General features: G+C 73.0%; 16 protein-coding genes. 8 read left to right on the plus strand and 8 right to left on the minus strand.

Annotated features, from left to right (window positions below; all coding sequences use genetic code 11):
- Nucleotides 1-1,279, minus strand: a 1,279-nt coding sequence (locus ACFQLX_RS24805) for a streptophobe family protein (RefSeq protein WP_386418658.1), incomplete at its 3' end; no start/stop codon positions are given.
- Nucleotides 1,280-1,541: 262 nt separating this feature from the next.
- On the opposite strand from ACFQLX_RS24805, the gene ACFQLX_RS24810 reads away from it, so the two are divergent.
- A complete protein-coding gene (locus ACFQLX_RS24810) occupies nt 1,542-3,977 on the plus strand; it encodes an ABC transporter ATP-binding protein/permease (RefSeq protein ID WP_386418660.1) in 2,436 nt (811 codons plus the stop codon).
- Nucleotides 3,978-4,164: 187 nt separating this feature from the next.
- Here the strand turns inward: ACFQLX_RS24810 and ACFQLX_RS24815 are convergent, their stop codons facing one another.
- The 3 genes from ACFQLX_RS24815 to ACFQLX_RS24825 form a co-directional block, all read right to left on the minus strand.
- Nucleotides 4,165-4,623, minus strand: coding sequence for an aggregation-promoting factor C-terminal-like domain-containing protein (locus ACFQLX_RS24815; RefSeq protein ID WP_386418662.1), 459 nt, complete (start codon nt 4,621-4,623; stop codon nt 4,165-4,167).
- Between the two features lie 258 nt (nt 4,624-4,881).
- Nucleotides 4,882-5,994, minus strand: coding sequence for an S-adenosylmethionine:tRNA ribosyltransferase-isomerase (locus ACFQLX_RS24820; protein WP_386418664.1), 1,113 nt, complete (start codon nt 5,992-5,994; stop codon nt 4,882-4,884).
- Nucleotides 5,991-6,701, minus strand: coding sequence for an SDR family NAD(P)-dependent oxidoreductase (locus ACFQLX_RS24825; protein WP_386418684.1), 711 nt, complete (start codon nt 6,699-6,701; stop codon nt 5,991-5,993). The genes ACFQLX_RS24820 and ACFQLX_RS24825 overlap by 4 nt, the downstream gene beginning before the upstream one ends.
- Nucleotides 6,702-7,014: 313 nt before the next feature.
- Between ACFQLX_RS24825 and ACFQLX_RS24830 the strand changes: the two genes are divergently transcribed.
- From ACFQLX_RS24830 to ACFQLX_RS24840, 3 genes are all read left to right on the plus strand, one after another.
- Entirely contained in the window at nt 7,015-8,109 is a 1,095-nt protein-coding gene (locus tag ACFQLX_RS24830) for a GAF domain-containing sensor histidine kinase (RefSeq protein ID WP_386418685.1), read from the plus strand.
- A complete protein-coding gene (locus tag ACFQLX_RS24835; RefSeq protein ID WP_386418665.1) occupies nt 8,102-8,770 on the plus strand; it encodes a response regulator in 669 nt (222 codons plus the stop codon). The genes ACFQLX_RS24830 and ACFQLX_RS24835 overlap by 8 nt, the downstream gene beginning before the upstream one ends.
- A 170-nt stretch (nt 8,771-8,940) precedes the next feature.
- Nucleotides 8,941-9,192 (plus strand): chaplin, encoded by a 252-nt coding sequence (locus ACFQLX_RS24840; RefSeq protein WP_386418667.1) that lies wholly within the window; start codon nt 8,941-8,943, stop codon nt 9,190-9,192.
- Nucleotides 9,193-9,249: 57 nt separating this feature from the next.
- Here ACFQLX_RS24840 and ACFQLX_RS24845 read toward each other — a convergent pair whose 3' ends face one another.
- The gene (locus ACFQLX_RS24845; protein WP_386418669.1) at nt 9,250-10,050 is read right to left on the minus strand and encodes a hypothetical protein; all 801 of its coding nucleotides are present in this window, start codon (nt 10,048-10,050) and stop codon (nt 9,250-9,252) included.
- A 185-nt stretch (nt 10,051-10,235) separates the two neighbouring features.
- On the opposite strand from ACFQLX_RS24845, the gene ACFQLX_RS24850 reads away from it, so the two are divergent.
- From ACFQLX_RS24850 to ACFQLX_RS24860, 3 genes are all read left to right on the plus strand, one after another.
- On the plus strand, nt 10,236-11,027 hold the full coding sequence (locus tag ACFQLX_RS24850; protein ID WP_386418671.1) for an ABC transporter ATP-binding protein: 792 nt from the start codon (nt 10,236-10,238) through the stop codon (nt 11,025-11,027).
- A 102-nt stretch (nt 11,028-11,129) separates the two neighbouring features.
- Nucleotides 11,130-11,561, plus strand: coding sequence for an NfeD family protein (locus ACFQLX_RS24855; protein WP_386418673.1), 432 nt, complete (start codon nt 11,130-11,132; stop codon nt 11,559-11,561).
- A gap of 9 nt (nt 11,562-11,570) precedes the next feature.
- Nucleotides 11,571-12,548: an SPFH domain-containing protein gene (locus tag ACFQLX_RS24860; RefSeq protein ID WP_386418674.1), complete on the plus strand. Its 978-nt coding sequence runs from the start codon at nt 11,571-11,573 to the stop codon at nt 12,546-12,548.
- Nucleotides 12,549-12,590: 42 nt separating this feature from the next.
- Here ACFQLX_RS24860 and ACFQLX_RS24865 read toward each other — a convergent pair whose 3' ends face one another.
- The 3 genes from ACFQLX_RS24865 to ACFQLX_RS24875 all read right to left on the minus strand — a co-directional run bounded on the left by ACFQLX_RS24865 (nt 12,591) and on the right by ACFQLX_RS24875 (nt 14,666).
- Nucleotides 12,591-13,109, minus strand: a complete 519-nt coding sequence (locus ACFQLX_RS24865) for an HNH endonuclease (RefSeq protein ID WP_386418676.1) — start codon at nt 13,107-13,109, stop codon at nt 12,591-12,593.
- A gap of 82 nt (nt 13,110-13,191) precedes the next feature.
- Entirely contained in the window at nt 13,192-13,731 is a 540-nt protein-coding gene (locus tag ACFQLX_RS24870) for a YbhB/YbcL family Raf kinase inhibitor-like protein (protein WP_386418678.1), read from the minus strand.
- Nucleotides 13,732-13,883: 152 nt separating this feature from the next.
- Complete coding sequence (locus ACFQLX_RS24875; protein ID WP_386418680.1) at nt 13,884-14,666, minus strand: sporulation protein; 783 nt, start codon at nt 14,664-14,666, stop codon at nt 13,884-13,886.
- Between the two features lie 167 nt (nt 14,667-14,833).
- Here ACFQLX_RS24875 and ACFQLX_RS24880 point away from each other — a divergent pair, with 167 nt between their 5' ends.
- Nucleotides 14,834-15,445, plus strand: coding sequence for a DNA-3-methyladenine glycosylase (locus ACFQLX_RS24880; RefSeq protein ID WP_386418682.1), 612 nt, complete (start codon nt 14,834-14,836; stop codon nt 15,443-15,445).
- Nucleotides 15,446-15,741: the final 296 nt, after the last annotated feature.

A 15,741-nucleotide genomic window follows, 5' to 3' on the forward strand; every position in this document is an offset into this window, starting at 1 on the left:
GCAGCAGCGCGAGCGGCACGCTTCCGTGCAGCTGCACCCCCGCGCCCACCGCGTCGAAGCCGAACACCGACAGGCTCGCGTCCGCCGACACCCCCGTCAGCCACACCAGCAGCGGCAGCGCCACCGCACCGGCCGCCGCCAGCCACAGCGCGCACCGGCCGGCGAAGGCCCCGGCGCTCTGCCCGGCCGTCCCGGGCACCCCGGAGTACGGCGTACGGGCCGCCGTCAGCACCCCCGCCGTCAGCATCATCAGCGCGCAGGCCGCCGCCAGCAGCCACACCCGCCCGTCCAGCTCCGCGAGCCGGCCCAGCGTGATCGAGCTGTCCTCGGCGGAGAGCAGTTCGTCCAGCGGACTGGGCAGCACCCCCTTCAACTGGCCCGTGGCCTCCCCGTGCCAGGGCACGAAGAGCCCCAGCGGGACCGCCAGCCACACCCCGTTGGGCGCCCCCAGGAGCGCCCCGCCGGCGATCTGCCCCCGGGCGTCCTCGGTGAGCGCGGCGTACGCCGCCGCCGCGCCGCCGGCGGCCACCGCCAGGACGAGCACCGTACGCAGCGCGGACGCCGCCGGCCGTACCGTGCGGTGCAGGGCCTCCCAGCCGCGGGGCAGCGGTGAAGTCCTGGACGAGGCAAGGGAGATGGCCAGTACGCACAGCACCCACAGCAGCCCGCCGAGGATCGTCGGCGCGGCGTCCACGTCGAAGCCCACCGTCGCCTCGGCCTGCGCCATCTCGCCCAGCGCGTCCTCCAGCCCGCCGCCCACCTCGCCGAGATCGCCCAGCCCGTCCAGCAGGTCGCCGCCCGGCACGGTGTCCCCGGCGCCCGCGGGCAGCTTCGCCCCGTCGATCGTCACGGAGCCGCTGCCGGCCCAGACCAGCCCGCCCAGCACCGCCGTGAACAGCACGACCACCCCGGCCGCCCGCGCGGCCAGCTCCGCGCCGCCGACCACGGCGCCCGCCCCGCGCAGCGACCGTACGAAGAGCCAGCCCAGCACCAGCGCCCCGGTCAGCCCGACCCCCAGCGGGGTGATGCTCACCGCCGCCTGCGCCGGCTCCACCTCCATGCCGAAGACCCCGACCGCGCCGGTCGGGGTGACGCTGCCGCCCACCGCCAGCGCGGTCGCCGCCGCGGTCATCGGCCCCAGGGAGCCCACCGCGTCGGCGCCCAGCAGATGCAGCCCGAGCGCCGCGACGGCGGCCATCGCCAGATACGCCCAACCCACCGCGGCCGCACTGGAGATGAGGACCCCGCCCCACCCCGTACCCGCGCTGCGCTCGCTCATGGACCCCGCCCCCGGTCGTACAACGGCCTGCCGCCTGTCGGGTACCACTCTCCGTGCCGTGCCCGCGCGCGGTCAACGCGATCGGGGGAACTGGGAGTTGGAAGTGGGAGCCGTGGGAAGGCCCCCGCACGCCCGTACGAGATCTCTGGGAGCGGAACGACGAGAAACAGTTCCTCCCCGACAGCCTCCCCACCTAGAATCCCTACGGGTCCACGGGCCCGCGTCAGGGGGCAACTCGGGGGACTATCTTGTGGGGCGTGGCGTGCCGGATCTCGTACTGGAACTGAACGGCCGTACCTGGAACCTGGACCAGTCACGGTCCTACCGACTGGGGCGGGACCCGCAGAGCGAGGTGGTCCTCGACGACGCCCGGGTCTCCTGGCGGCACGCCACCATCCGCTGGGGCGGGCGCGGTTGGCTGCTGGAGGACCACGGCAGCACCAACGGCACCTTCGTGCACGGGCAGCGCGTGCACCAGACGGAGGTCGGCGCCGGCTCCAGCGTCCATCTGGGCAACGCCACCGACGGCCCCCACCTGCGGCTGACCGCCACGGCGGTCGGCGCCGAGGTCCACGGCGCCCCCACCTACCTGGCGCCCGCCCAGCCCGCCTGGGGCGGCGGGGGGGAGGGCGCCGCGCCGCCCCGGATCCCCCCGCAGGGCGGCGCGCCCGTGCAGGGCACCCCGATCTACGGCAACCACAACCCCACCACGTTCCACAAACTCCACCTCGGCCGCGTCACCCGCATCGGCCGCGCGCTGGACAACGAGCTGCGCGTGGACGACCTGCAGGTCTCCCGCCACCACGCCGAGTTCCGCGCGGCCCCCGACGGCCGCTTCGAGATCTTCGACCTCGGCAGCCACAACGGCACCTTCGTCAACGGCCAGCAACTCGCCCCCCGCACCAGCAGGCTGATCGGCCCGCAGGACATCGTCGGCGTCGGCCACTCCACCTTCCGCCTGGTCGGCGACCAGCTCGAGGAGTTCGTCGACACCGGCGCGGTCACCTTCTCCGCCCGCCATCTGACCGTGCAGGTCGGCCCGGAGAAGAAGAAGATCCTCAAGGACGTCTCCTTCGGCGTCCCGGAGAAGAGCCTGGTCGCGGTGATCGGCCCCTCCGGCTCGGGCAAGTCCACGCTCCTGAAGGCGCTCACGGGCTACCGCCCCGCCAACGAGGGCGACGTGCTCTACGACAGCCGCAACCTCTACAAGCAGTTCGCCGAGCTGCGCCAGCGCATCGGCCTGGTCCCGCAGGACGACATCCTGCACACCCAGCTCACCGTGCAGACGGCCCTGCGCTACGCCGCCAAGCTGCGCTTCCCCGGTGACACCGCCGAGGCCGAGCGCCGCGAGCGGGTGGACGAGGTGCTGCGCGAGCTGAAGCTGGACGTGCACAAGGAGAAGCAGATCAGCTCGCTCTCCGGCGGCCAGCGCAAGCGCGTCTCGGTCGCCCTGGAGCTGCTCACCAAGCCCTCGCTGATCTTCCTCGACGAGCCCACCTCCGGCCTTGACCCCGGCATGGACCGCGACGTGATGAAGCTGCTGCGGGCCCTCGCCGACGACGGCCGCACGGTCCTGGTCGTCACCCACTCGGTGGCCGAACTCGCCCTGTGCGACCGGCTGCTGGTGATGGCGCCGGGCGGCTCGGTGGCCTACTTCGGCCCGCCCGGCGAGGCGCTGAACTTCTTCGGCTACGAGACCTGGGCGGACGTCTTCTCCGCCTTCGAGAGCTACCGCGACTACGACTGGGGCGGCCGCTGGCACGGCTCCCAGCACTACCAGATGTACGCCGCGGACATAGACGCGGTCGCCCCCCAGTCCGCGCAGGTCCAGCCGGCGCAGGTGAAGCCGCCCAAACCGCAGAGCTGGGGAGTCCAGCTGGTCACCCTGGTGCGCCGCTACGCCTCCGTCATCGCCTCCGACCGGGGCTTCATCGCGCTGATGTTCATCCTGCCCATCGTGCTGGGCGTGATGAGCGTGCTGATGCCCGCGGACACCGGGCTGCTGCCCAACCCCAAGAAGGGCGGGGCGAACGAGGACGCCGGTCCCATCCTCGTCATCATCGCCGTCGGCGCCTGCCTGGGCGGCGCGGCCAACTCGGTCCGCGAGCTGATCAAGGAACGGGTGATCTACGAGCGGGAGCGGGCGACGGGCCTGTCGCGCTCCGCCTACCTGTGGTCCAAGGTGATCGTGCTCGGCCTGATCACCGTGCTGCAGGGCGCGATCATCGCCGCCATCGGCCTGCTGCCGCGCGACCTGCCGGAGGAGGGCCTGCTGGTCAAGGCCTCGCCCTTCGTCGACCTCACGCTGGCCATCGCGGCGCTGGGCTTCACCTGCATGATGTTCGGCCTGATCATCTCCGCGCTGGTGAAGACGGCCGAGAAGACGATGCCGCTGCTGGTGATGTTCGCGATCGTGCAGGTCGTCTTCACCGGGGCGCTCTTCCCGGTGCACGAGACGCCGGGCCTGGCGCAGCTGTCCTGGCTGATGCCCTCGCGCTGGGCGACCGCCGCCATCGGCGCGGTGGTGGACCTCAACACCCTGCTCCCCGCCCAGGACGGCGCGAAGCCGGACCCGCTGTGGGAGCACGACCTCGGTGCCTACGCCCTGGACATGGGCGTCCTGCTGGGGCTGGGGGCCCTCAGCGCCGTCATCGTCCTGCGCCTGCTGCGCCGGCACGAGCCGGAGGTCATGCGCTGATCGCGGCCCCCTGGGGCGTACGGCAGAAGGACGGCAGAAGGCGCCAGAAGAACGGCAGAAGGCGGCACCCCGCGCGGGGTGCCGCCTCGATGTCCGCGGGTCGGTGCCGGCTGCTGTCAGCCCGCACCGGCCGGTACGAACGCCGCCGGGGCCGGGGCCACTGGCCGTCCCAGCCCGCTCGGCGCGCTCAGTACCAGTGGTTCTGCTGCCAGAACTCCCACGCCTGGCACGGGCTGCCGTAGCGGTCGTTCATGTAGTCCAGGCCCCACTTGATCTGCGTGGCCGGGTTGGTGCGCCAGTCGGAGCCGGCGGTGGCCATCTTGTGCGCGGGCAGCGCCTGGACCAGGCCGTAGGCACCGCTGGACTTGTTGACGGCGTGGTGGTTCCAGGTGCTCTCGCGCTCGACGATCTTCGAGAAGCACGCGAACTGCGCATCGCTCTTGATCATCTTGTCCGCCAGCGCCTTGTTCGACTTCTGCGTGGCCATGGAGACGGTGGAGGGGGTGCCGGCGGGTGTACCGCCGACCGCCAGTGCGGCGGGGGCAAGGGTCAGGCCGGCGGTGAGGACCACCGTGGCGGCGCCGGCCGCCTTCAGGGCAGCCTTGCCGCGGGCCTTGCGTATTCGGGGAGCGATGGACTCTCGCATGGGGGGTCTGCCTTTCGTTGTCGACGTGGCCGTGCACCGGTCCGTCGGCACGACTCGACCAGTTTTGACAGACCCGGACCTTCTACGCAATGACCCCCAATACGACCCTGCCTAGTAGGGTCACGGTCCCGGACCAAAGTCCCAAAAGGCCACAAATAGCCCCCACTCCTCGCACCCCCGTCTCCTATCCGCTCTAGTACGTGACCTGGGTCTCGTGCGGCGCCTCACACCCGCACCCCCCGAGGGGCGCCTGAACGATCACCCGAGGATGAGGTGCACGTCCCCGAACTCGTGCCACAGGTACCCCTCCGCCAGCGCCTCCCGGTAGCTGCGGCGCAGCAGCGCCCGCCCCGCCGCGCCGTCCGCCCCGTCGACGCCGCCCGCGACGGCCTCCAGCATCAGCAGGTGCGAGGCCGCCGGCTCGTGCAGCCCCGTCAGCAGCCCGTCCACTGCCCGCACCCCGCGCTCCGGCGTGACGACCAGGTCCGTCCACCCGGCCGCCGCGCGCACCCGCCCCGCCGCGTCGGCCGCCGACTCCAGCGCCCGTACGGCCGTGGTGCCCACCGCGACGATCCGCCCGCCGCCCGCCCGGGCCGCGTTCACCAGCCACGCGGTCGGCTCCGGCACCTCGTAGCGCTCCGGATAGGGCGGCTCGTGCGCCTCGCCGGAGGAGACCCCCGTGTGCAGGGTGACCGGCGCGAACTGCACCCCCGCGCCCACCAGCCGCGCCACCAGCTCCGCCGTGAAGGGCCGCCCGGCACTGGGCATCTCCGCCGAGCCGCCGCCGGCCGTGCCCGCGGCGGCGAAGACCGTCTGGTACGCCGAGAGCGGCTGGTCGCGGTCGGTGTAGGAGTAGCGGATGGGCCGCCCGTAGCGCAGCAGATGACCGGGTACGTCCGCGAGGGACACCCGCGCCCACCACAGCCGCCCACCCCCCGCCCCTCCTGATACGGGCTCCGCCAGGACGAGCCCCGCCCCGCCGCGCAGCCGCACCGCCGCCCCCGCCGGGCCGCCGGGCCGGGGCCGCGTCGTCCCGCGCCCGTCCGGGGAGCGCAGCTCCACCGCCCAGCGGCCGTCGTCGCCGGCGGTCGAGAAGTGCACCACCACGTGCTCGTCCCCGACCCGCCCGTCGATCGCGGCCGGCAGGGTCGGCGAGGTGTTCACCACCAGCACGTCCCCGGCGCGCAGCACCCCCGGCAGCTCGGCGAAGGCGTGGTGCGACACCGTCCCCTCCCCGTCCCCGCCGCGCGCACCCCGCGAGACCATCAGCCGCACCGCGTCGCGCGCCGCGCCCGGCGCGCGCTGCTCGGCCGGTACCCGGGCCAGCAGCGCGTCCGGCACCTCCACGTCGCCCTCCAGTGCCGTGATCACGAGACCGCCTCCTTCTCCAGCAGCGCCGCCGCCGTGTAGCGCCCGCTGGGCACGTCCCGCTCGATCAGCCGCAGCAGCGCCGGGGCCACCGACTCCGGCAGCGCGCGGTCCGCCAGGTCCTCGTCCGAGCCCACCGCCGCCGCGTAGAGGTCGGTGCGCATGTCTCCCGGGTCCACCGCCCACACCCGCAGCCCCGGCTGCTCCACCGCCAGCACCGCCGAGAGCTGGTCCAGCGCCGCCTTCGAGGCCCCGTAGCCGCCCCAGGTCCCGTACGCCTCCACGGCGGCGTCGCTGCTGATGTTGAGCACCGCGCGCAGCGAACCGCCCGCCAGCGCCTCCTGGACGAGCCCCAGCGGCGCGACCACGTTCGTCTCCAGCGCCGCCCGCAGACCGGCCAGCGGCTGGGCGGCCAGTGGCACCAGCGGCTCGGCGCCCAGCGCGCTGGCGTTGTTCACCAGCAGCTCCACCCCGCCCAGCTTTTGCGCGGCGGCGACCAGCGCACCGCGCGTGTGCGCCTCACCCACGTCCCCCGCCACCCCCGTGATCCGCCCCTGCGCGTCCGTGGCGGCCGCCAGCTCCGCGACGCTCTCCCGCAGTACGTCCGCCGAGCGCGCGTTCAGCACCAGCAGCCACCCCCGGGCCGCCAACTCGTACGCCAGCGCCCGGCCCAGCCCCTTCGACGCTCCCGTGATCACCGCAACAGGCATGTCCATCCCTCTCCTTCACGCACCGCGGCCGGCCGGCGACCGGCGCCCTCGGCAACACGGCCACCGTAGGAACGGCGCGCCCCCCGCCGCCTCGGGCGGCAGGCCCAGACCGCCAGGGCACTTCGCCCTAGTCCCCACGACCGAGCAGACCCGGGCCCCGCGCCCGATCCGCCTCATCCCACCGCGCGGGTACGGTGACCCCATGCCGTCCCCCCAGCGACCGGAGCAGCCACCGGAGCGGCCACCGGCCCACCAGCCGGCGTGCCCCCCGGCCCGCGCCGGCCTCGACGCCGTGAGCGAGGCGCTGCTCGCGATGAGCCGCCAGCTCCAGGTCCGCGACGTCCTGCAGACGATCACCGCCTCCGCGCGCGAGCTGCTGGGCGCCCAGTACGCGGCGCTGGGCGTCCCCGACGACCACGGCGGCTTCGCGCAGTTCGTCGTCGACGGCGTCAGCGAGGAGCAGTGGAAGGCCATCGGCCCGCTGCCCCGCCAGCACGGCATCCTCGCCGCGATGCTCCGCGAGGGCACCGCGCAGCGCCTCGCCGACGTCGCCCACGACCCGCGCTTCGGCGGCTGGCCCAAGGCCCACCCCGTCCTGCGCGACTTCCTCGGCGTACCGATCCGGGACGGCGAGGAGACCCTCGGCGCCCTCTTCCTGGCGAACAAGCACGGCGCCCAACCCCCGCCGGGGGAGAGCGCGTTCACCCCCGAGGACGAGGCGCTCCTGCAGACCCTCGCCGCGCACGCCGCCATCGCCCTGACCAACGCCCGCCTCTACGAGCGCAGCCGCGAGCTGACCATCGCCGACGAACGCGCGCGCCTGGCCCACGAGTTGCACGACGCCGTCTCCCAGAAGCTCTTCTCCCTGCGCCTCACCGCCCAGGCCGCCGCCGCCCTGATAGACCGCGACCCGGCCCGCGCCAAGGGGGAGATGCGCCAGGTGGCCCGGCTGGCCGCCGAGGCGGCCGACGAACTGCGCACCGCCGTCACCGAGTTGCGCCCCACCGCCCTGGACGAGGCCGGCCTCACCGCCACCCTCGCCGACCAGGTCCGCGTCCTGGACCGCGCCCACGCCGCCCGCGTCACCTTCACCGCCCACGGCGTACGGGCCCTGCCCGCCACCCAGGAGGAGGCGCTGCTGCGCGTCGCCCAGGAGGCCCTGCACAACGCCCTGCGCCACGCCGCCGCCACCGGCGTCGAGGTCCGCCTCGCCCGCCGCGGCGCCGGCGCCGTCCTCACCGTGCGCGACGACGGCCGGGGCTTCGACCCCGCCGCCGTGCGCTCCGCCGGCCGCCACCTCGGCCTGGTCTCCATGCGCGACCGGGCCGCCGGGGTGGGCGGCTCCCTCACCGTCGTGTCCGAGCCCGGCAAGGGCACCCTGATCGAGATGGAGGTGCCCGGTGGCTGACCCCGCAGGCCCCGCGGACCGGATCCGCGTACTGCTCGTCGACGACCACCAGGTCGTCCGGCGCGGACTGCGCACCTTCCTGGAGGTCCAGGGCGACATCGAGGTCGTCGGCGAGGCCGCCGACGGCGACGAGGGAGTGGCCCGCGCCGAGGAACTGCGCCCCGACGTGGTGCTGATGGACGTGAAGATGCCCGGCACCGACGGCGTCGAGGCGCTGCGCCGGCTGCGGACCGCCGGCAACCCGGCGCGGGTGCTGATCGTCACCAGCTTCACCGAGCAGCGCACCGTCGTCCCCGCCCTGCGGGCCGGCGCCGCCGGGTACGTCTACAAGGACATCGACCCCGAGGCGCTGGCCCTCGCGATCCGCTCGGTGCACGCCGGGCACGTCCTGCTGCAGCCGGAGGTCGCCACCGCGCTGCTCACCCAGGAGGAGTCGGCACCGGGGCAGGGGACCCACGGGCGCAGCGGTTCGCTCACCGAACGCGAGCGCGAGGTCCTCGGGCTGATCGCCGACGGCCGCTCCAACCGGGAGATCGCCCGCGCGCTCGTCCTCTCCGAGAAGACCGTCAAGACGCACGTGTCGAACATTCTGATGAAACTGGACCTCGCGGACCGCACCCAGGCCGCGCTCTGGGCCGTACGCCACGACCTGACCAGCTAGAACGCCCCTGCCCGGGGACTCCCGCGACCCGGATCGGACTGGCATATTCCGGTACGAGATTCATACCGTCGGGTAGTTGTCCCCGCCGCGGCGCAACCCGCGCGCCCCTGCCGCGTTCTCCATGGCGTACCGCGGCTGGCTGGCCGCGGCCATCGCTAGGAGGACCAATCGTGAAGAACCTGAAGCGGATCGCGGCCCTGTCGCTCATGGCCGGCGGCATCGCCGTCGCCGGCGCCGGAGTGGCCTCTGCCAGCGGAGCCACCGGCGCCCAGGCCACCGGCAAGGCCACCGGCTCCCCGGGCATCCTGTCGGGCAACGTCGTCCAGCTGCCGGTCGACGTCGCCGCCAACGTCGTCGGCAACAGCGTCAACGTCCTCGGCCTGGGCAACGCGGCCTTCGACAACGAGGCCGCCAACCGCTGACCACGCCCCCGCCCCGGCCCCCGGTCCGCCACGGACCGGGGGCCGGGGCGCGCGGTCCTACAGCCCGCGCCGCCACAACTCCTCCACGAACGCGTTGTACGCCGCCACCCGCGCCCGCCGCGCCGTCCGCTCCACCGGCAGCAGCGCCGCCCGCCGCGCCGCGATCTCCGAGGCGCTCACCGCCGCCCCGTGCTCCCCGCTCCCCGGCGCGACGGCGATCTCCAGCAGCCCCCCGATCCGCCCCGCCAGCTCCAGCACCCGCGTCGCCCGCGGCGGATACCCCGGCGCCAGGCCGACGCGCGAGGCCGCCGCCCGCGCCTGGTACGCCGCCAGCGCGGCCCGGGCCGCCGGCCCGCTGCCCGCCACGTCCAGCCGGGCCAGCGCCCGCGTCGCCTCGTGCATCGCCTCCGCCAGCTCCCGCTCGGCCTCCCCGAGCGAGGGCACGTCGGCCGGCGGCGCCTCCCGTACCGGCATGCAGTGCCACGTCACCTCGACGTGCTCGTCGCCCGCCGGACCCACCGCGACCACCTCCGGCACCAGACCGAGCGCCGCCCGCCCCGCGACCACGACCGCCTCACCGGCCTCCAGCGCCGCGGCGTTGAACTCCGGCGGCCCGCACAGCCCCAGCGGATGCCCCGGCGCGGGCAGCGCCACCCGCAGCCCCACCGCGCCCAGCGCCCGCAGCCGCCCGAGCGCGAGCGAGAGCCCCACCCGCCCCTCCTCCCCGGGCAGCCCCACCACCCGGTGCGGGGCGTCGTCCCCGACGATCTCGGACAGGGCGGTGTCCGGCGCCACCGCACCGGAGATCACGGCGTTCCCCCAGACGGCCAACCGCCCGGAGCGAGGTTCCTCAAACATGCCGCCAAGCCTAGGCTCCCCCTCCGACAACCCGCCCTCCCTCCACCGCACAAGCCGCCCCGCCCCACATCCCCCCTCCCCGGGCCTACGGATCGGCGCCCTCGTCACGTAGCGTAGGTTTGGCCGCGGAGGGTGCCGTGCGCACCGGACGGGATAGAAGCAGCGCAAAGGGAGACTGCACGCTCATGAGCGATGTACTGGAGCTGGTGGACGTATCGGTGGTCCGTGACGGCCGGGCTCTGGTCGACGGGGTCTCCTGGTCGGTCGCCGAGGGCGAGCGGTGGATCATCCTCGGCCCCAACGGCGCCGGCAAGACCACCCTGCTGAACATCGCCTCCAGCTACCTCTTCCCCACCAGCGGCACGGTCCAGATCCTCGGCGACAAGCTCGGCGGCGTCGACGTCTTCGAACTGCGCCCCCGCATCGGCATGGCCTCCAGCGCCCTCACCGACAAGCTCCCCAAGACCCAGACCGTGCTGCAGACCGTCCTCACCGCCGCCTACGGCATGACCGCCACCTGGCACGAGGACTACGACCCGGTCGACGAGGAGCGCGCCCGCGCCTTCCTCGACCGCCTGGGCATGAGCGAGTACGCGGACCGCGCCTTCGGCACCCTCTCCGAGGGCGAGCGCAAGCGCACCCAGATCGCCCGCGCCATGATGACCGACCCCGAGCTGCTCCTCCTCGACGAGCCCGCCGCCGGCCTCGACCTCGGCGGCCGCGAGGACCTGGTGCGCCGCCTCGGCCGCCTGGCCCGGGACCCGTACGCCCCCTCCATGATCATGGTGACCCACCACGTCGAGGAGATCGCCCCCGGCTTCACCCACGTCCTGATGATCCGCCAGGGCAGGGTCGTCGCCGCCGGCCCCCTCGACACCGAGCTCACCTCCCGCAACCTCTCCCGCTGCTTCGGCCTCCCGCTCACCCTGGAGCGCAAGGGCGAGCGCTGGACGGCCGCCGGCCTCCCCCTCAACTGAGCACGATCCAGGCCCGATCCGCGAAGCCGCACCCCAACCCCCTGATCAAATAATCGACTTGGGCACCGCGACCCCACCACAATCGGCTGTCCAGGGCCTAGCATGGCCTCCGTGGACGCATGGGTATGGTGGCTGATCGCCGCCGTGGGTTTGGGGATACCGCTCGTCATCACCGCGATGCCGGAGATGGCCATGTTCGCGGTCGGCGCCGTAGCCGGATCGGTCACGGCCGCACTCGGCGGGAACGTCACGGTGCAGGTCATCGTGTTCGCCGCCGTCTCGACAGCGCTCATCGCCGTCGTACGCCCGATCGCCAACCGGCACCGGACGCAGCGACCCGAGCAGCGCACCGGCATCGACGCGCTCAAGGGCCGCCAGGCGGTCGTCCTGCAGCGCGTCGACGGCCAGAGCGGCCGGATAAAGCTCGCCGGCGAGATCTGGAGCGCCCGAGCCCTCCAGGACGACCAGGTTTACGAGCCCGGCCAGCGGGTCGATGTTGTGGATATCGACGGCGCCACCGCCGTCGTCATGTGAGGGAGCGCAATGGAACCGATCATCATCGTCCTGATCATCCTGGTGGTGCTCGTCTTCATCGCACTCATCAAGACGGTGCAGGTGATCCCCCAGGCCAGCGCGGCCATCGTCGAGCGCTTCGGCCGCTACACGCGCACCCTCAACGCCGGCCTCAACATCGTCGTCCCGTTCATCGACACCGTCCGCAACCGCGTCGACCTGCGCGAGCAGGTCGTCCCCTTCCCCCCGCAGCCGGTGATCACCCAGGACAACCTGGTCGTGAACATCGACACCGTCATCTACTACCAGGTCACCGACGCCCGCGCCGCGACGTACGAGGTCTCCTCCTACATCCAGGCCATCGAGCAGCTCACCGTCACGACCCTGCGCAACATCATCGGCGGCATGGACCTGGAGCGCACCCTCACCTCCCGCGAGGAGATCAACGCCGCCCTGCGCGGCGTCCTGGACGAGGCCACCGGCCGCTGGGGAATCCGCGTCAACCGCGTCGAGCTGAAGGCCATCGAGCCGCCCACCTCCATCCAGGACTCGATGGAGAAGCAGATGCGCGCCGACCGCGACAAGCGCGCCGCGATCCTCACCGCCGAGGGTGTCCGCCAGTCCGCGATCCTCACCGCCGAGGGCGAGAAGCAGTCCTCGATCCTGCGGGCCGAGGGCGAGGCCCGCGCCCAGGCGCTGCGCGCCGAAGGAGAGGCCCAGGCGGTCCGTACGGTCTTCGAGGCCATCCACGCCGGCGACGCCGACCAGAAGCTCCTCTCCTACCAGTACCTCCAGATGCTCCCGAAGATCGCCCAGGGCGACGCCAACAAGCTCTGGATCGTCCCCAGCGAACTCGGCGACGCCCTCAAGGGCCTTGGCGGCGTCCTCGGCAACTTCGGCCCCACGGGCGGCGGCAACGGCGACAGCGCCCCCGCCCCCACCGAGCCCCCCGTCCCGCCCCAGCAGCGCCGCGCCGCCACCTACCGCGAGCAGCCTCCGATCGAGTGAGCGGGGGCTGCTGGGACGGTCGGACGCGAGAGGGGGCGGCCCTCAGGCCGCCGGCACCGCGAGCCACTCCGGCGCCTGCTCCCGCCCCCGATCACGGCCCCCGAGGGCCAGAGCGAGCAGCAGGGCGTCCGCCGGAGTGGGCTCGAAGGGCTGCGTGAGCAGCTGCATCCCGGCCTCCTGCGGCGTCCGGTCCGCCTTGCGGTGGTTGTCGGCCGCGCAGGCGGCGACGGTGTTCAGCCAGGAGTCCGCGCCACCGCGCGAACGGGGCAGTACGTGGTCCACCGTGGTCGCCCGGCGTCCGCAGTACGCGCACCGGTGCCGGTCACGTACCAGGACGCCGCGCCGCGACCACGGCGCCCGTTGTCGGAACGGCACCCGCACGTACCGGCAGAGTCTGATGATCCGCGGCACCGCCATCTCCACGTTCGCCGCACGGATCCGCAGCCCCGCGTGCTCCTGCTCGATGACGGCCTTGTCCTGCATCACCAGCACCACGGCCCGCCGCAGCGACACCGTCGACAGCGGCTCGAAACTCGCGTTGAGCACAAGCGTCTGACGCACCTCTCCACCTCCAGGACGAGCCCCCGCCGAGTGGCGAAGTGACTCCACTGTGTCCCGGTGGATGGATCTCCGACAACGGAATTTAGGCGTCGCCCGGGACTTCGTACTCGGCGATCAACTGCCCCCGTCCGAGGGTGCGGAAACGCAGATTGAAGCCCACCACCGCGGGAGTGGCGTCCGCGTCCGGCCCCAACTTCGGGACATCGACGGCGTAGACGGTGAAGACGTACCGATGGGGCCCGTCGCCGGGCGGGGGAGCGGCACCCCCGTAACCACGCGTGCCGTAGTCGTTACGGACCTGCACGGCGCCCTCCGGCAGCCCCTTCGCCTCCCCGGAGCCGGCCCCCGCGGGCAACTCGGTGACGGACGCCGGGATGTCGAAGACCGACCAGTGCCAGAAGCCGCTGCCCGTCGGCGCGTCCGGATCGAAGCAGGTCACGGCGAAGCTCTCGGTCCCCGCCGGGAAGCCCTCCCACCGCAGCTCCGGCGAGAGGTCGCCCCCGGACAGCACCTGGGCGTCCCGCAGGACACCGTCGGGCCCCACGTCCTCGCTCGTCACGGTGAAGGAGGGGACAGCGGGATGGAAGTCGTGGGGCAGCGGGCGGCGACCCTGCTCGGACACGTCGAAACACCTCCGTCGGCCCCGGCGGACCCACGCCGCCGGGGGACTCTGCACAGCAACGCTCTACGCATACGGGCGGCAGCCTAACGACCTCCCGGCCGTAAGGACCGCCGCCCGTGGCAACACACCCCGAAGGCGTGACGGCGGAGGGGTCAGGCCCAGTTCCGCCGACCGCCGACCTCCGCGATCCACTGGTTGAGGTACGCCGCCCAGTCGGTCTGGTCGTACGCCGACAGACTCACCTGGAAGGCCCGGAAGGAATCCGTCCCCCCGGTGAAGAGCCCCGGCTTCTTGTCCATCTCCAGCACGACGTCCATCTCGCGGTCGTCGGCGACGAAGGACACCTCGACCTGGTTCAGCCCCCGGTACTGCTGCGGGGCGAAGAACTCGATCTCCTGGTAGAACGGCAGCTTCTGCCGCGTCCCGCGGATGTGCCCGCGCTCCAGATCGGCGTTCTTGAACCGGAAGCCCAGCCGCCCGAAGGCATCCAGGATCGCCTGCTGCGCCGGCAGTGGATGCACGTTGACCGCGTCCAGGTCACCGGAGTCCACGGCCCGCGCGATCTGCAGCTCCGTGGTCACCCCGACGCTCATCCCGGTGAGGTGGTGCCCCATGAACGTGGTGATCGGGGTCTCCCACGGCACGCTCAGCGCGAACGGCACCACGTGCTGCGCCCCCGGCTGGACCGTGAAGGCACCGCCCAGCCGATCCCGGTGGAACTCGACGTCCTGCTTGTACTCCTGGTCGCCGCTCTCCACCTCCACCCGTGCCTGCAGTCCGACCGAGAGCCCCTCGATGTCCTGCGCCACCGAGCCGCCGGAGACCTCCACCTGCCCCTGTACGACGCCGCCGGGCACCGTGTTCGGCTCGGCGAGCACCGTCTCCACCGACGCGCCACCGGCCCCCATGCTGGCGAACAGCTTCTTGAAGCCCATCCCACTCCTCCCCGTACTACCCTCGCCGGGTATGTCGCGTAATCCCTTGGACCGTTCGTCCCTCCGGAGTCCCGTGCCGGAAGCGGCCCCGGACCTCCTTGGCCGCACCCTACTGCGTCACACCGACGACGGGTCGATCGAGCCGAGACCGACAGAGGCGGAGACACATGGACCCTGACTTCCTCTCCCACCCTGCCGAAGAGGTCGCCCCCGAACTGCTGGGGAGCGTCCTCACCTCCAAGACCCCCGAGGGGACCGTGAGCATCGCCGTCACGGAGACCGAGGCGTACTCCGGTACGGCCGACCCGGCCTCCCATGCCTACCGGGGCCGGACACCCCGCAACGCCGTGATGTTCGGACCCGCAGGCCGCCTGTACGTCTACCGCTCCCACGGTCTCCACTGGTGCGCCAACGTCGTCACCGGGACGGACGGCCTCGCCTCAGCTGTCCTCATCCGGGCGGGCAGGGTCATCGAAGGGGAGGACCTGGCACGCAAGCGGCGAGGGGAGCGGGTCGAGAGCCCCCGCCTCGCCCGCGGCCCGGGGAACCTCTGCCAGGCCCTCGGCATCACGGCAGAGCACAACGGCACAGACCTCCTGACAGGCGCCCTGGTCACGCTGTCCGAGGGCGAGCCGGTACCTACCGCGCACATCCAGGTCGGCCCCCGGGTAGGCGTGAGCAAGGCCCATGACTGGCAGCACCGCTTCCACCTCGCCGGCGACCCAACGGTCTCGGCGTACCGACTGAGCCCGCGAGCCAAGCCGCCGGCCGGAGCCTGAACCCACGGGGGTTGACACGACTGGGCCAGACCCGTAATGTAGTCCGAGCCGCAAAACAGGGGGACGCCATAGTGCGCCTCTGAGACGGCACCCTCACTACGAGCAATTCCTCTGACCAGCCTTTCCGGGCTGCGCATTGTGCACCCCGGAAGCAGGCGATTAGGGAATGGCGGAGAAACCCGCTAACGTAGTGACCACCGCAAGGCCGCGAAGCGAAAGCACTGCATTAGTGACAACGCAGGCGGCCGGGTGGGAATCCCGCCGACCGGGAGTCAGACACTGAAAAGGGTCTGATA

It is taken from the genome of Streptomyces polyrhachis (genome assembly GCF_042663125.1).
GTDB classification, from domain to species: domain Bacteria; phylum Actinomycetota; class Actinomycetes; order Streptomycetales; family Streptomycetaceae; genus Streptomyces; species Streptomyces polyrhachii.

Bases quoted from the DNA above. Each gene is read 5' to 3' on its own strand.
- ACFQLX_RS24815 (WP_386418662.1), bottom strand. From the start codon at position 4,623: ATGCGAGAGTCCATCGCTCCCCGAATACGCAAGGCCCGCGGCAAGGCT.
- ACFQLX_RS24825 (WP_386418684.1), bottom strand. From the start codon at position 6,701: ATGCCTGTTGCGGTGATCACGGGAGCGTCGAAGGGGCTGGGCCGGGCG.
- ACFQLX_RS24830 (WP_386418685.1), top strand. From the start codon at position 7,015: ATGAGCCGCCAGCTCCAGGTCCGCGACGTCCTGCAGACGATCACCGCC.
- ACFQLX_RS24845 (WP_386418669.1), bottom strand. From the start codon at position 10,050: ATGTTTGAGGAACCTCGCTCCGGGCGGTTGGCCGTCTGGGGGAACGCC.
- ACFQLX_RS24850 (WP_386418671.1), top strand. From the start codon at position 10,236: ATGAGCGATGTACTGGAGCTGGTGGACGTATCGGTGGTCCGTGACGGC.
- ACFQLX_RS24855 (WP_386418673.1), top strand. From the start codon at position 11,130: ATGGCCTCCGTGGACGCATGGGTATGGTGGCTGATCGCCGCCGTGGGT.
- ACFQLX_RS24860 (WP_386418674.1), top strand. From the start codon at position 11,571: ATGGAACCGATCATCATCGTCCTGATCATCCTGGTGGTGCTCGTCTTC.
- ACFQLX_RS24875 (WP_386418680.1), bottom strand. From the start codon at position 14,666: ATGGGCTTCAAGAAGCTGTTCGCCAGCATGGGGGCCGGTGGCGCGTCG.
- ACFQLX_RS24880 (WP_386418682.1), top strand. From the start codon at position 14,834: ATGGACCCTGACTTCCTCTCCCACCCTGCCGAAGAGGTCGCCCCCGAA.